The organism is Citrobacter sp. 172116965, assembly GCF_013458095.1.
In the GTDB taxonomy this organism is placed as follows: domain Bacteria; phylum Pseudomonadota; class Gammaproteobacteria; order Enterobacterales; family Enterobacteriaceae; genus Citrobacter; species Citrobacter braakii.
This window is the reverse complement of record NZ_CP046673.1, coordinates 2,722,114-2,737,272: the sequence shown is the minus strand read 5'-3', so window position 1 is coordinate 2,737,272 and position 15,159 is coordinate 2,722,114. Positions and strand designations below refer to the sequence as shown.

At 52.5% G+C, this 15,159-nt stretch carries 15 protein-coding genes; 10 read left to right on the top strand and 5 right to left on the bottom strand.

Going from position 1 to position 15,159, the window contains the following annotated elements:
- Positions 1-199 precede the first annotated feature (199 nt).
- From hemA to kdsA, 6 genes are read left to right on the top strand one after another with little or no spacing between them, the layout of a single operon-like run.
- Positions 200-1,456 carry a glutamyl-tRNA reductase gene (gene hemA, locus GPJ68_RS13230; RefSeq protein WP_016153294.1) on the top strand — a complete coding sequence of 419 codons (1,257 nt, stop codon included), beginning with the start codon at positions 200-202 and terminating at the stop codon, positions 1,454-1,456.
- A gap of 41 nt (positions 1,457-1,497) precedes the next feature.
- Positions 1,498-2,580 carry a peptide chain release factor 1 gene (gene prfA, locus GPJ68_RS13225; protein WP_016153293.1) on the top strand — a complete coding sequence of 361 codons (1,083 nt, stop codon included), beginning with the start codon at positions 1,498-1,500 and terminating at the stop codon, positions 2,578-2,580.
- A complete protein-coding gene (prmC, locus tag GPJ68_RS13220; RefSeq protein WP_016156740.1) occupies positions 2,580-3,413 on the top strand; it encodes a peptide chain release factor N(5)-glutamine methyltransferase in 834 nt (277 codons plus the stop codon). The genes prfA and prmC overlap by 1 nt, the downstream gene beginning before the upstream one ends.
- On the top strand, positions 3,410-3,802 hold the full coding sequence (gene sirB2, locus GPJ68_RS13215) for an invasion regulator SirB2 (RefSeq protein ID WP_053389598.1): 393 nt from the start codon (positions 3,410-3,412) through the stop codon (positions 3,800-3,802). Before prmC ends, sirB2 begins: the two co-directional genes overlap by 4 nt.
- Before the next feature lie 2 nt (positions 3,803-3,804).
- Positions 3,805-4,614 carry an invasion regulator SirB1 gene (gene sirB1 / locus GPJ68_RS13210; RefSeq protein WP_104652217.1) on the top strand — a complete coding sequence of 270 codons (810 nt, stop codon included), beginning with the start codon at positions 3,805-3,807 and terminating at the stop codon, positions 4,612-4,614.
- Positions 4,615-4,649: 35 nt separating this feature from the next.
- Positions 4,650-5,504: a 3-deoxy-8-phosphooctulonate synthase gene (gene kdsA, locus GPJ68_RS13205; protein ID WP_016156739.1), complete on the top strand. Its 855-nt coding sequence runs from the start codon at positions 4,650-4,652 to the stop codon at positions 5,502-5,504.
- A 152-nt stretch (positions 5,505-5,656) separates the two neighbouring features.
- On the opposite strand, the gene chaA is transcribed toward kdsA, so the two are convergent.
- Positions 5,657-6,757 carry a sodium-potassium/proton antiporter ChaA gene (gene chaA, locus GPJ68_RS13200; RefSeq protein ID WP_016153289.1) on the bottom strand — a complete coding sequence of 367 codons (1,101 nt, stop codon included), beginning with the start codon at positions 6,755-6,757 and terminating at the stop codon, positions 5,657-5,659.
- A gap of 275 nt (positions 6,758-7,032) precedes the next feature.
- Here chaA and chaB point away from each other — a divergent pair, with 275 nt between their 5' ends.
- Both chaB and GPJ68_RS13190 read left to right on the top strand, forming a co-directional pair.
- Complete coding sequence (gene chaB, locus GPJ68_RS13195; RefSeq protein ID WP_016153288.1) at positions 7,033-7,263, top strand: putative cation transport regulator ChaB; 231 nt, start codon at positions 7,033-7,035, stop codon at positions 7,261-7,263.
- 197 nt (positions 7,264-7,460) lie between these two features.
- Positions 7,461-8,156, top strand: coding sequence for a gamma-glutamylcyclotransferase (locus GPJ68_RS13190; RefSeq protein ID WP_104652218.1), 696 nt, complete (start codon positions 7,461-7,463; stop codon positions 8,154-8,156).
- A 54-nt stretch (positions 8,157-8,210) separates the two neighbouring features.
- Here the strand turns inward: GPJ68_RS13190 and GPJ68_RS13185 are convergent, their stop codons facing one another.
- On the bottom strand, positions 8,211-8,456 hold the full coding sequence (locus GPJ68_RS13185) for a DUF1883 domain-containing protein (RefSeq protein WP_003833405.1): 246 nt from the start codon (positions 8,454-8,456) through the stop codon (positions 8,211-8,213).
- Positions 8,457-8,718: 262 nt separating this feature from the next.
- Entirely contained in the window at positions 8,719-9,072 is a 354-nt protein-coding gene (locus GPJ68_RS13180) for a DsrE/DsrF/TusD sulfur relay family protein (protein WP_049042858.1), read from the bottom strand.
- A gap of 175 nt (positions 9,073-9,247) precedes the next feature.
- Between GPJ68_RS13180 and GPJ68_RS13175 the strand changes: the two genes are divergently transcribed.
- Positions 9,248-10,633, top strand: coding sequence for a YchO/YchP family invasin (locus GPJ68_RS13175; RefSeq protein ID WP_104652219.1), 1,386 nt, complete (start codon positions 9,248-9,250; stop codon positions 10,631-10,633).
- Positions 10,634-10,654: 21 nt separating this feature from the next.
- Here GPJ68_RS13175 and narL read toward each other — a convergent pair whose 3' ends face one another.
- Positions 10,655-11,305, bottom strand: a complete 651-nt coding sequence (narL, locus tag GPJ68_RS13170) for a two-component system response regulator NarL (RefSeq protein WP_003020756.1) — start codon at positions 11,303-11,305, stop codon at positions 10,655-10,657.
- Positions 11,298-13,094 carry a nitrate/nitrite two-component system sensor histidine kinase NarX gene (gene narX, locus GPJ68_RS13165; RefSeq protein WP_016156734.1) on the bottom strand — a complete coding sequence of 599 codons (1,797 nt, stop codon included), beginning with the start codon at positions 13,092-13,094 and terminating at the stop codon, positions 11,298-11,300. The genes narL and narX overlap by 8 nt, the downstream gene beginning before the upstream one ends.
- Positions 13,095-13,434: 340 nt before the next feature.
- On the opposite strand from narX, the gene GPJ68_RS13160 reads away from it, so the two are divergent.
- Entirely contained in the window at positions 13,435-14,826 is a 1,392-nt protein-coding gene (locus GPJ68_RS13160) for a NarK family nitrate/nitrite MFS transporter (RefSeq protein ID WP_016153284.1), read from the top strand.
- Positions 14,827-15,159: the final 333 nt, after the last annotated feature.

The window sequence follows — 15,159 nt, the reverse complement described above, 5'->3', positions numbered from 1 at the left end:
TCCTTGAGATACGTTGCAGTTATAACTCTTAATGCTAGCGCCGCCATCATACATCGTCTACGTTCAAGTTATCTTAAATCGCTCAAATTTGTGCACTAAGCTATTACTCCAAAAGGGGGCAGTCTCTTTTATTGACCGCACGCATCCTGTATGATGCACCCAGTCTAACCTTATCAACGCTGGTACTATTCCCGCACACATGACCCTTTTAGCGCTTGGTATTAACCATAAAACGGCACCTGTATCGCTGCGAGAACGCGTAACGTTTTCGCCGGATACGCTCGATCAGGCGCTGGACAGCCTGCTTGCGCAGCCAATGGTGCAGGGCGGGGTGGTGCTGTCGACGTGTAACCGTACGGAACTGTATCTCAGCGTTGAAGAGCAGGATAACCTGCAAGAAGCGCTGGTTCGCTGGCTGTGCGATTACCATAATCTTAATGAAGAAGACTTGCGCAATAGCCTGTACTGGCACCAGGACAACGACGCCGTCAGTCATTTGATGCGTGTTGCCAGCGGTCTGGATTCGCTGGTGCTTGGTGAACCGCAGATTCTGGGGCAGGTGAAAAAAGCTTTTGCGGATTCGCAAAAAGGTCACCTGAACGCCAGTGCGCTGGAGCGCATGTTCCAGAAATCATTCTCTGTCGCTAAACGTGTACGTACAGAAACAGACATCGGTGCCAGCGCCGTGTCCGTGGCTTTTGCCGCCTGTACGCTGGCGCGGCAGATATTTGAATCGCTCTCCACGGTGACCGTGCTGTTAGTGGGCGCAGGCGAAACCATTGAGCTGGTGGCGCGACACCTGCGTGAGCATCAAGTGAAGAAGATGATCATCGCCAACCGTACCCGCGAGCGTGCGCAGGTGCTGGCGGATGAAGTCGGCGCCGAAGTGATTTCGCTGAGTGATATCGACGCGCGTTTACAGGATGCCGATATTATTATCAGTTCTACCGCCAGCCCGCTGCCGATTATCGGCAAAGGAATGGTGGAGCGCGCGCTTAAGAATCGCCGTAATCAACCTATGCTGCTGGTGGATATCGCCGTACCGCGCGATGTCGAGCCGGAAGTGGGTAAGTTGTCCAACGCCTATCTGTACAGCGTTGACGACCTGCAAAGCATCATTTCGCATAACCTGGCCCAGCGCAAAGCGGCGGCCGTGGAAGCCGAAACCATTGTGGCGCAGGAAACCAGCGAATTTATGGCCTGGCTACGCGCTCAGGGCGCAAGTGAAACTATCCGCGAGTATCGCAGTCAGTCAGAACAGATCCGTGATGAACTGACTGCCAAAGCGTTGGCTGCTCTTCAACAGGGTGGTGATGCGCAAGCCATTATGCAGGATCTGGCCTGGAAACTGACCAACCGCTTGATCCATGCACCAACCAAATCACTTCAACAGGCCGCCCGTGACGGGGATAGTGAACGCCTGAATATTCTGCGCGACAGCCTCGGGCTGGAGTAGCAGCACACCAATCTTATTTTTTACAGGGTGCATTTACGCCTATGAAGCCTTCTATCGTTGCCAAACTGGAAGCCCTGCATGAACGCCATGAAGAAGTTCAGGCGCTGCTCGGGGATGCGGGTACTATCGCAGACCAGGAACGCTTTCGTGCGCTGTCGCGCGAATATGCGCAATTAAGCGATGTATCTCGCTGTTTTACGGACTGGCAACAGGTTCAGGAAGATATCGAGACGGCTCAGATGATGCTCGACGATCCTGAAATGCGTGAAATGGCGCAGGATGAACTGCGTGAAGCAAAAGATAAATGCGAGCAGTTGGAGCAACATCTGCAGGTTCTGCTGTTGCCTAAAGATCCTGATGACGAACGTAACGCCTTCCTCGAAGTGCGTGCGGGAACCGGTGGTGATGAGGCCGCGCTGTTTGCCGGCGATCTGTTCCGCATGTACAGCCGTTACGCTGAATCGCGTCGCTGGCGGGTAGAGATCATGAGCGCCAGCGAAGGCGAACATGGCGGGTTTAAAGAAGTCATTGCTAAAATTAGCGGCGAAGGCGTGTACGGTCGACTGAAATTTGAGTCCGGTGGGCATCGTGTGCAACGCGTACCTGCGACGGAGTCACAGGGCCGTATTCACACCTCGGCCTGTACGGTCGCGGTCATGCCGGAACTACCAGATGCCGAACTGCCGGACATCAACCCGGCCGATCTGCGTATTGATACCTTCCGCTCATCAGGCGCAGGGGGTCAGCACGTTAACACCACCGACTCCGCAATCCGTATTACCCACTTGCCGACCGGTATCGTAGTGGAATGCCAGGACGAACGTTCGCAGCATAAAAACAAAGCGAAAGCGATGTCGGTGCTGGGGGCGCGAATTCGTGCCGCCGAAGTGGCAAGACGTCAACAGGCCGAAGCCTCTGAACGTCGCAATCTGTTGGGCAGCGGCGATCGCAGCGATCGCAACCGTACCTATAACTTCCCGCAGGGTCGCGTGACCGATCACCGCATTAACCTGACGCTCTACCGTCTGGATGAAGCGATGGAAGGCAAACTGGATATGCTCATTGAGCCAATTGTCCAGGAATACCAGGCCGACCAACTGGCGGCGTTGTCCGAGCAGGATTAATGGATTATCAGCACTGGCTGCGTGAAGCGATAAGCCAATTACAGGCAAGTGAAAGCCCGCGCCGTGACGCCGAGATTTTGCTCGAGTTTGTTACCGGTAAGGGACGCACCTTTATTTTGGCTTTCGGTGAAACGGTATTAACCGAGGCGCAGCGTCAACAGCTCGACACATTACTGGAGCGCCGTCAGCGGGGTGAGCCGGTGGCGCATTTAACCGGCGTGCGGGAGTTCTGGTCGCTGCCGCTGTTTGTGTCTCCGGCTACGCTTATCCCTCGTCCGGATACTGAGTGTCTGGTGGAACAGGCGCTGGCTCGCCTGCCGGCGTCAGCGTGCCGCATTCTCGATTTGGGAACCGGCACGGGCGCCATTGCGCTGGCATTGGCAACCGAACGTCCGGATTGCGCGGTAACGGCGGTTGACCGCATGCCGGATGCTGTTGCGCTGGCCACTCGCAACAAACAGCATCTGGGCATCGACAATGTTTGCGTGCTGCAAAGCAACTGGTTCAGCGCTTTGCAGGGACAGCAGTTTGATATGATTGTCAGCAATCCGCCGTATATCGACGAACAGGATCCGCATCTGGCGCAAGGCGATGTACGCTTTGAACCTCTGTCGGCACTGGTGGCGGGCGATCGGGGGCTGGCGGATATTGTGCATATCATTGACCAGTCTCAGCGCGTGTTAACGCCCGGCGGCTATCTGTTGCTGGAACATGGCTGGCAGCAGGGGCAGGCCGTCCGGGACGTCTTTACTCGTGCGGGTTACCAGGCGGTTGAAACCTGTCGTGATTATGGCGGCAACGAGCGTATTACGCTTGGACGCATCCCATCATGAGTACCTTCAGTGTGTTACTCAACATTCATCTCATCAGTATTGCGCTTTCCGTTGGCTTGCTGACGCTGCGTTTTTGGTGGCGTTACACCGACTCGCGTCTTGCCTGCGCACGCTGGACGCGCATTGTGCCACCGGTTGTGGATACCGTTTTATTACTCAGCGGCGTGGCGTTAATGGTTAAAGCGCACATCCTGCCATTCACTGAGCACGGGACATGGCTGACTGAAAAGCTGTTTGGGGTTATCATTTACATCGTTTTGGGTTTTATTGCGCTCGATAATCGTCGGGCGCGCAGTCAGCAGGCGCGATTAGTCGCATTTCCGCTGGCGCTGGTGGTGCTGTACATCATCATTAAACTCGCCACCACAAAAATACCGTTACTGGGGTAAGCATGAGGTCGTTAGCTGATTTCGAATTTAATAAAGCGCCATTGTGTGATGGGATGATCCTGGCGTCGGAGTCTATCCGTCTGGATTTTCCAACACAAACTGTCTATGACGAACTGGAACGTCTGGTCAGTCTGGCGCAAGAAGAAATTAGCCAGCTCCTGTCTCAGGATGAGCAACTGGAAAAACTGCTGGCACTTTTTTACGGCGAATGGGGATTTACGGATACCCACGGCGTCTATCGTCTTTCTGATGCACTCTGGCTTGACCAGGTACTGAAAAATCGGCAGGGTAGCGCCGTGTCTCTGGGGGCGATCTTATTGTGGATTGCCAACAGACTGGAGCTGCCGCTGGTACCGGTGATTTTCCCGACGCAACTGATCCTTCGTATTGAGTCGCTCGATGGTGAAATGTGGCTAATCAATCCATTCAATGGCGAAACGTTAAATGAGCACACGCTGGAAGTGTGGTTGAAGGGGAACATCAGCCCGGTCGCGGAGCTGTTTAACGAAGACCTGGATGAGGCGGATAACGCGGAAGTGATCCGCAAACTGCTCGACACGCTGAAATCATCACTGATGGAAGAGCGGCAAATGGAGTTGGCGCTGCGTGCCAGTGAAGCACTATTGCAGTTTAATCCTGAAGATCCGTATGAAATTCGCGATCGTGGTTTAATATACGCGCAGCTCGAGTGCGAACATGTTGCGCTGACAGATTTAAGTTATTTCGTTGAACAGTGTCCGGAAGACCCGATCAGCGAAATGATTCGTGCGCAAATTAATAATATTTCGCACAAACAAATTGTATTGCATTGATTAATCACACTTTACCTACCGTTTAAGGCGATCCTATGAAACAAAAAGTGGTTAGCATTGGCGACATCAACGTGGCAAATGACCTGCCGTTCGTGCTGTTTGGCGGAATGAACGTGCTGGAATCCCGCGATCTGGCGATGCGCATTTGTGAGCACTACGTAACCGTTACTCAAAAACTGGGTATCCCTTACGTGTTTAAAGCCTCCTTTGATAAAGCCAACCGTTCTTCCATTCACTCCTACCGTGGACCGGGCCTTGAAGAAGGGATGAAAATCTTCCAGGAACTGAAACAGACTTTTGGCGTAAAAGTGATCACCGACGTTCACGAAGCCAGCCAGGCACAGCCTGTTGCTGATGTGGTGGATGTGATTCAGCTTCCGGCATTCCTTGCTCGTCAGACCGATCTGGTGGAAGCGATGGCGAAAACCGGTGCCGTAATCAACGTGAAGAAACCGCAGTTCATCAGCCCGGCTCAGATGGGCAACATCGTGGATAAATTCCATGAAGGCGGCAACGATAAGGTTATTCTGTGCGACCGTGGTGCGAACTTTGGTTATGACAACCTGGTTGTGGACATGCTGGGCTTCAGCGTGATGAAGAAAGTCTCCGGCAACTCACCGGTGATTTTTGACGTTACCCATGCGCTGCAGTGCCGCGATCCGTTTGGCGCAGCAAGCGGTGGTCGTCGTGCGCAGGTTACCGAACTTGCGCGTGCCGGTATGGCCGTTGGTCTGGCAGGTCTGTTTATTGAAGCGCATCCGGATCCAGCCAATGCGAAATGCGATGGCCCATCCGCGCTGCCGCTGGCGAAGCTGGAACAGTTCCTGACGCAGATTAAAGCGATTGATGACCTGGTGAAAAGCTTCGACGAGCTGGATACCGAGAACTAAGTGAGTGTGACAGGCCGGAGTTTCCCTCCGGCCTGCTGTTTGAAAAGGGTATAAAGGTCGCCGTCAGGCACCAGACGCGCCATTGATTGTGTTATATCGGCAGAAAAGAAAACGGCCCTGAAGAGGACCGTGGGGTACGTCTAAAATAATAATCAGGCAAATATTGTCATCAGATAGGCGATAAACAGTGCCAGATGCGCTGCACCGTTAAGCACATTGGTGCGTCCGGTGGAGAAAGAGATCTGACACAGAACCAGTGATGAAACCATCACAATCATCTCTGGCGCACCCAGCGCAAACATCAAATCATTCCCGGTTGCCCATGCAATCAGCGTCACCACCGGTACGGTCAGCGAAATTGTGGCTAATACCGAACCGAAGAATAAATTCATTGCCCGCTGTACCTGATTGCTCAGAACCGCTTTCAGTGCGCCCAGTCCTTCAGGCGAGAGGATCAGTAACGCGACCAGGAAACCCGTAAATGCGACTGGCGCATTCAGTTCAGTCAGCAAGGTCTCAAGCGGGCTGGCGTTCATCTTGGTCACGGCAATAACAGCGATCAGATGAATGATAAGCCAGGCGGCGTGCCACAGATTGCTGTGCGCAGACGGCTTACCGTGATGCGGGTCATCGTCGTCACCCTCGTCTTCATGCTCGTAAATGAACAGACTTTGGTGCGTTTTAGTTTGAATCAGCAAAAATACGCCGTACATCGCCGCAGAAATTAACGCCACCAACAGCGCCTGCGCGGTAGTGAAATTTGCCCCCGGCAACGCCATCGGGAATACCAGCACAATAATGGCCAGTGGGAACAGGGCGATTAAATACTGCTTAATACCAAATAGGTTCATATACTGAGTGGCAAATTTACGGCCACCTAACAGTAATGAAAAACCGACCAGACCCCCGGTTACGATCATAATGATTGAATACAGCGTATCGCGCATGAGCGTAGGTGCGGCATCGCCGGTTGCCATTAATGCGGAGATTAAGCTGACTTCAAGAATAACAACGGACAAACTGAGTATCAGCGACCCGTAGGGTTCGCCAAGTCGATGCGCTAATACGTCCGCATGACGGACAACGCTGAATGCGCTGCTTAATATACCAATAAGGGCCAGCGCATTAATACCGATGACCACTGGTAGTGACTGACTGCTCCCCCAGAAGAACAGTACTACCAGCGCCAAAATCGGGAAGACGAGAGAGGTCTCCTTGTGGCGGGTTTTTACCGCCTCATGTGCTTGTGTCATTGCATTAATTCTCCATCTCTGCAGGTATTTATAATTATAAAAAGTATTAAAGAATGTAAAAAATAACAGAAAACGTGGTTTTGTAGGTGACATTTTACGAAATTTTACTACATCACCTGTTTTCCCTCTCAAAGCGGCCAAAAACAAATTTCTTGTTTATAGACTGTTTAATTAACAGAAGGTTAGGTAAAGAAAATTTCTAAAAATGTCCATTATTGGCGTCTCGCCGCATTGTTAACCACACTTAAGGTTTAGCCTAAAAAGAGGAGTTCACAATGCCCTATAAATCTAAAAGCGATCTGCCTGACAGCGTGCAGCACGTTCTGCCAGCCCATGCTCAGGACATTTATAAAGAAGCTTTCAACAGCGCCTGGGAACAGTATAAAGACAAATCTGACCGCCGTGACGATGCCACCCGAGAAGAGACGGCACATAAGGTGGCGTGGGCCGCGGTTAAAAATGATTACCAAAAAGGTGATGATGGTAAATGGCATAAAAAGACGTAACAGTATCAATTATAATGCCTTTATAAACTCGCTTGCATCAGGCGTTAGCGAATCGTGCTACGCCGCGCGGTTACTGGCTTGCAAGCGAGCGGTGAATTGCCTATTGTCCAGCTATTGGTTTCAAAATGAGCAGTAAAAAAGCCCGGAAGGCGTCAAAAAAAGTTGTCGCAGGGAAGCAGCAGTGGCGGAGGTGTAAGGTGTTAACGCGTGATTTTTTATTGAATGCCGACTGTAAGACGGCATTTGGTGCTATTGAAGAATCACTACTCTGGTCAGCGGAACAACGTGCAGCCTCACTGGCCGCCACGCTCGCTTGTCGACCAGATGATGGACCGGTGTGGATCTTCGGTTATGGATCGTTGATGTGGAACCCGGCCTTAGAGTTTGAAGAGTCCTGTACCGGGACATTAGTCGGCTGGCACCGTGCATTTTGTCTGCGCCTGACGGCGGGGCGAGGAACGGCGTGTCAGCCAGGCCGCATGCTGGCCCTGAAAGAGGGCGGACGTACCACCGGTGTGGCCTACCGCTTGCCGGACGCGTCGCTGGAACAAGAGCTTTCTCTGTTGTGGAAGCGAGAAATGATCACCGGATGCTATCTGCCGACCTGGTGCCAGCTGGCGCTTGATGACGGCCGTACGGTGAACGCGCTGGTGTTTATTATGGATCCGCGCCATCCGCTGTTTGAGTCAGACACGCGCGCGCAGGTGATCGCGCCGCTTATTGCCGCGGCCAGCGGACCTTTAGGCACTAATGCCCAGTATCTGTTCTCGCTGGAACAAGAGCTGGTCAAGCTGGGGATGCAGGATGATTGTCTTAATGATCTGGTGATCACGGTCAAACGATTGTTGGGAGAGAACCTGCCGGAAGGCATTATGCGGCCAGGGTTTGCCTGAACCCGGTGTGGAATTGTATGCCCGAAAGCCAGGTGCTTTTCGGGCATGTCACGCTTAGGCTGCAATATAACTTATCGAATGCTCAAGCGACTGACTGTGGCTGTCGATCAGCACGTTCCAGACGCCGGTATAGGGCACGGTCAACCATGCGTTATCACGATCCTGCACGCTTAAGATGTCGGACTGCGTGTCTTTGACGTGATTTTTTTCGCTCATCAGATGGATGTGACAGCGCTCGGAACAGCGCACAACCACCGTATCGCCACCAAATAACTTTAAACTTGCCTTCACTAATGCCATTTTTCACCCCGTTCTTGAAAACAACGTACTTTCTGTCGAAAGTGCTGCGTGATGTTGTTCACATTTCACTCATTGCATAACACCAAAGGGGGAGCAACAGGATGCTGATTTTGATCAAAAAATGGCATAACGATTAAACAAAAGTGACAAAACACCTCAAAAGGGTTGAACGGGCGTGCTAACGTTCAACGAAACCGCGCCCATCAAATATTAAATCCGGAAATTATCGACACTTTCAGTGCGCTTGCCTGAAAACGGTGTATCAGAAGGTCAACACTTTATCTGCAGCCAGCGTCCATTGAGCCAGTTCTACCAGCGTGCCGACGGCCACTCCATCAATTAACGGCAGCGCCGTGATCCCACGACCATCGGTGCAGGTTTTGCATAGTTTTACCGGAACATTTTGCGCTGTCAGGATCTCCAGCATTTGCTGAATATTGTAGCCTTCCGCGGGTTTCTGACCACGTAATCCTGCGGTTACGGCATCAGACATTAAAAACAGACGCAGGTCGAGAGCGGCTTCTTGTTCGCGCAGGGCGATAGCCAGACGCAGGCTGTTAAATAACGATTCGCTTCCATAAGCCGCTCCGTTTGCGACGATCACTATCTTTTGCATTTTTACTCCTGTTACTGCATGTAAGCGTTAATAACCGACACGTATGTTACACCTATTTCTCAATGCCAGGATAATGCCGAAAAAAGGGGGAGGGGCTGAAAATCAACGCTGAAAACGTTATGGTTTAAGATAAGTATGCCACTGTGGCTAATTGATGTAAGAAACCACTAACGATTTGAGCCGTATTATCTATTCTTCTCTTGCTGTATTCGCACTCTTGCCGCTGGCAGGCGGTACTGCTAACGCGCAGTCGTCCTTTGTGCACCAGGCTGAAAACCCTTTCGATAACAATAGTGATGGCTTGCCCGATCTTGGTATGGCCCCGGAGTCGCGGGCAGGCGAAAAGCATTTTGCCGAAATGGTCAAAGCGTTTGGTGAAGCCAGCATGACTGATAACGGGCTTGATACCGGTGAACAGGCGAAGCAGTTCGCGTTTGGCCAGGTGCGTGATACGGTCAGCGAACAGGTGAATCAGCAACTGGAGTCCTGGCTCTCTCCCTGGGGAAATGCCAGTATCGGGTTGCAGGTTGATAACGAAGGCAGTTTTACCGGGAGTCGGGGAAGCTGGTTTGTGCCGTGGCAGGACAACCAACGTTATCTTACCTGGAGCCAGCTAGGAGTGACGCAACAGGACGACGGCTTAGTCAGTAATGCGGGGATTGGGCAACGTTGGGTACGCGACGGTTGGTTACTGGGTTACAACACCTTTTATGACAACTTACTGGATGAAAATCTGCCCCGCGGAGGCCTCGGCGCAGAGGCGTGGGGCGAATATTTGCGCTTATCCGCTAACTATTATCAACCGTTGTCTTCCTGGCAGGATCGTTTTGCAATCCAGCAACAACGGATGGCCCGCGGCTACGATCTGACCGCGCAAATGCGGATGCCGTTCTATCAACACCTCAATACCAGCGTCAGCGTGGAACAGTATTTTGGCGACCGGGTGGATCTATTTCATTCGGGAACCGGGTATCACAATCCGGTGGCGGTGAACCTCGGGCTGAGCTATACACCGGTGCCGCTAATCACGGTGACAGCGCAGCATAAGCAGGGGGAAAGCGGCATCAGCCAGAATAACCTCGGCTTAACCCTTAGTTACCGTTTTGGCGTGCCGTTAAAAAAACAGTTGATGGTCAGTGAGGTGGCGAACAGCCGTTCACTGCGCGGCAGTCGTTATGACGATCCGCAGCGTAACAATTTGCCGACGCTGGAGTATCGCCAGCGTAAAACGCTGTCGGTATTTTTGGCCACGCCGCCCTGGGATCTCAAACCGGGAGAGACGGTGGCGCTGAAGCTGCAGGTGCGTAGTTTGCATGGGATCCGCCACCTGACGTGGCAGGGCGATACTCAGGCGTTGAGCTTAACGGCTGGCAGCAATAACCGAAGCGCGCAGGGCTGGACGATTATTATGCCGAAGTGGGACAGCAGAGAAGGTGCGACGAACCGCTGGCGGTTGTCTGTGGTGGTAGAAGATGAGCAGGGCCAGCGTGTCTCTTCCAATGAGATCACGCTATCACTGACCGAACCGTTTACTAGCGTTTCGGAAAATGATCCTCGTTAACAATGACGCATGCGCGCGTTATCAGAAAATACGTTCCTGGTGCACCCATACCGCGGCTTCAACACGTGATTTGAGCTTCATTTTCTTCAGCATATGCTTCACGTGAACTTTTACCGTGCTTTCGGTGATGTCCAGGCGGCGGGCGATCATCTTGTTAGGCAGGCCCTGGGCGATGAGCTTAAGAATATCGCGTTCGCGCGGCGTCAGTTGAGTAACATCACGGTCGGACGTTGCACGATTGGCGCGTAGGCTGGCGGCCAGAACCGGCGTTAAGGCTTCGCTCAGCACCATTTCACCGGCAGCCGCTTGCTGCAATGCTTTCAGCAAATCTTCCGGCTCCATATCTTTCAGTAGATAACCGTCGGCACCGCGCTTCAGTGCAGTAACCACGTCTTCTTCATGGTTGGATACGCTAAACACGACGATACGGCCTGACAGTGATTTCTCACGCAGCTTGTCGAGTGTTTCCAGACCGTTCATGCCGGGCATGTTGAGATCAAGAAGGATCAGATCGGGATCAAGGGATTCTGCCAGCTCGATACCCTGCTCACCATTGCTGGCTTCGCCGACAACGGTGATATCGGGCGCCATGCTGACAAGCTGTTTTACACCGGTTCGCAGCATCGGATGATCGTCGATCAACAGGATGGTTGCCGGTTCCAGATTACTCATGGGTATCTCCTTGGACTTCTGTGAAGTTTGTTTCGGGAATAAAAGTGACAGCAACTTCAGTACCGCCTGTCTCGCGACGGCGTACACGGCAATCGCCGCGCAAGCTCTGCGCACGGTCGCGCATGATTATCATGCCGTAGTGGTTACTGCGTTCGGCGTTTTCCGGTACGCCGCAGCCGTTATCTTGCACTGTTAGTTTGACCTGCTTACCATTTTGCACCACCGTCACGACCACTTCATCGGCCTGAGAGTGTTTGAGGGCGTTGCTCAGGGCTTCGCGCGCAATTTGTAGCAGGTGAATCGCCTGATGCGAAGGGACCAGACGCGGTGGCAGCTGATAATCCAGCTTAACCGTAAAACCAAAACGCGCGCTGTATTCCTGACAGCTGGCTTCCAGCGCCGGTCTTAATCCAGGTTCCGTCAGCTGTAAACGGAATGTCGTTAACAGCTCGCGCAGTTGCGCCCAGGAGGCGTTCAACTCGTTACGAATCTGACTGAGCAGCTCGCGGCAGTTATCTGAAAGCGCATCGCCCTGCATCTGCAAACAGCTCACCTGCATCTTCATACAGGAGAGCGATTGTGCAATAGAATCATGAAGTTCGCGCGCAATGGTGGCACGCTCTTCCATCACGATCAACTGCTGCTGACGCTCCTGATGCCTGTCGAGTGCAAGCGTTGCGGTCAGTTGCTCAACCAGGGTATCAACCAGTTGCTGCTGATCGTGGCTGAGATGGCGTCCGTACGGCAAAGTCGCGAGCAGGATACCATACTGGGTATGGGCGTCGGTTAGCCGCCATTTCAGTGTGATACCGCCGTCAATGGCGGGTAGCGTACCGCGCGGACACAAATGGCAGCCTTTCTCATCACAGCTAACATTGGACTGGCAGGTAAATTCCTGATGATTATCTTCATCTTCCAGATCATAGACCCGCAGTTCAATATCATGCAGCAGGGTCAAATTTTGCAGGCCGTTCAGTACCGGAGAGAGGCGTTCGCACAACGGCACCTGAGAGTGCAGGCGGCGGTTGGCTTGCCACAGGAAAGAGAGGATCTGATTTTTGTGCTCCAGACCCGCCGTTTTCTCCTGTACCCGCTGTTCCAGCACCGCGTAACTTTCGGCCAGTTCTTCCGACATATTATTCAGCGCCGAGCCCAGCGCTGCCATCTCATTACGCCCACTGATATGTGCGCGTTGGGTAAAATCACGTTGACTGACGGCTCGCGCCATCGCCAGTAGTTGTTTCCACGGCTGTAACAGGCGCACGCGCAGCCAGATAATGGTGAAGACCAGCAGCAATGCCATAAATACGGCCATCAGGCGATGCAGCAAGACGACGCGTTCAATGCGTAACTCGGTGGTATGGTCAAAGGCGGTGACTAGCTTATCCAGTCCGCCCACAAAGCGCCTGACATCCTGCGCTACCGCATCAGGCGTTTGCGCATGCGCAAGCCCCGGTGCCAGTTTGGTGTGCCAGTAATCCTGTAAGGCTTTTAACTGCGCCTGTTGTCCGTCACGCTGCGCGGCACGCGTCAATTCCGGGCTAAACGCCGTTTGCTCCATTTCATCCAGCAGTGGTTGATCGTTGGCGTCCAGCGGTATGGCCGCCAGCAGGCGATAGCTTTGCATGCGTAGCGATCCCGCTTTGTTGATTGCATGCGCGCTACCCTGAACGCCCTGAACCAGCCAGCCAGAGACTGCCATACCCGCCACGCCGATGGCAGTAGACAATAAAACAATCAGCGCCACCTGGTTGACCAGCGTAAGCGGGGAAAGACAACGTTTAAACATGGTGACTTGTTCCTTCGGGTTTTCGTAAAACCGAAAACCTTATTGAATGACGATTCTGCTGCAGGCAGTGGCGTTATTCTCGGCGATACACTGGAGTATACCCATACCTCAAACGGGCTACCCCTTAATTGCCGCAAGAGGGAGAGATCCTAAACGAGGGGGAGTAGGGGACGACAGAAGCGTGAAAAACCACATCTTTTTTATCGAAGTTATGTACTCATTTAGGATGATGATAAATTTCAGGCATCAATAATGACACCTTTTCCTTTGATTTATATCAATTTACCTCCAGCTGTAAACCCTAATGTGGCAGGCATCGAAACAAGTATCAGAGGTGTCTATGAGTCACTCATCTGCCCCGGAAAGGGCATCTGGAGCTGTAATTACTGAATGGCGGCCGGAAGATCCCGCCTTCTGGCAGCAGCGTGGTCATCGAATCGCCAGCCGTAACCTGTGGATTTCCGTCCCTTGCTTGCTGCTGGCGTTTTGCGTGTGGATGTTATTTAGCGCCGTGGCGGTGAACTTACCGAAAGTCGGATTTGATTTCACCACTGAACAACTGTTCATGCTGACGGCATTACCTTCGGTGTCCGGCGCGCTGCTGCGTGTACCGTACTCCTTTATGGTCCCCCTGTTTGGTGGACGTCGCTGGACGGCGTTCAGCACCGGTATCCTGATCATTCCTTGCGTATGGTTAGGTTTTGCGGTGCAGGATACCTCCACGCCATTTAGTACCTTTATCATTATCTCGCTGTTGTGCGGTTTTGCCGGTGCGAACTTTGCCTCCAGCATGGCAAACATCAGCTTCTTCTTTCCAAAACAGAAACAGGGCGGCGCGCTGGGTCTGAACGGTGGTCTGGGTAACATGGGCGTCAGCGTGATGCAGTTAGTCGCTCCGCTGGTGGTTTCACTGTCAATCTTTGCCGCATTTGGCAGCCAGGGTGTTGAACAACCGGATGGTACGCAGCTGTATCTGGCAAACGCCGCATGGATTTGGGTCCCGTTCCTGGCTGTATTAACGCTGGCCGCATGGTTTGGTATGAATGAACTGGCAACCTCAAAAGCTTCGCTGAAAGAGCAACTGCCGGTGCTGAAACGCGGGCACCTGTGGATTATGAGCCTGCTGTATCTGGCAACCTTCGGTTCATTTATCGGTTTCTCTGCCGGTTTCGCGATGCTGTCAAAAACGCAGTTTCCTGAGGTACAGATCCTGCATTACGCCTTCTTTGGACCGTTGATTGGCGCTCTGGCTCGTTCAGCAGGCGGCGCAATCTCTGACCGACTGGGGGGGACCCGCGTAACACTGGTGAACTTCGTGCTGATGGCTATTTTCAGTGCCTTACTGTTCCTGACGCTGCCATCAAACGGTGTCGGTGGCAACTTCATCGCCTTCTTTGCGGTGTTCCTGGCGCTGTTCCTGACGGCTGGTCTGGGGAGTGGTTCAACCTTCCAGATGATCTCTGTTATCTTTCGCAAGCTGACGATGGACAGAGTGAAAGCTGAAGGCGGTTCAGAAGAGAAAGCGATGCGCGAGGCGGCGACCGACACCGCGGCGGCGCTGGGCTTTATCTCAGCTATTGGTGCGATCGGCGGCTTCTTTATCCCGAAAGCATTCGGTACGTCCCTGGCATTAACTGGCTCCCCGGTCGATGCGATGAAAGTATTCCTGATCTTCTATGTCGCCTGTGTGGTTATCACCTGGGCGGTGTACGGACGTCATTCTAAAAAGTAAAAAAAGTAGTAACTGTTGATTATCCATTGCGCGGTGTTAGACCGCGCTTTTTTTTGCCCGCCATTAGTTACAACATACTTTTATATTGTGACGCGACAACAGCCTGTTAGAACGGTGCTCGTAATATGCTAAACAGGGGGGATACCCCTTAATACCCACTTATAAAGAATTTAACATTTGTATGATGAGTGGGTTTAAAAAACTCAATAAAATTCAATATGTTGATTGATTTGTCGATATCCCACTAAGGGGGTATGTGAAAATCGACCCTTAATTTTCATCCCTGCCTGCCTTGATCGTTATCAATTCTCACGCCCTTTCAGAGCGTTACCT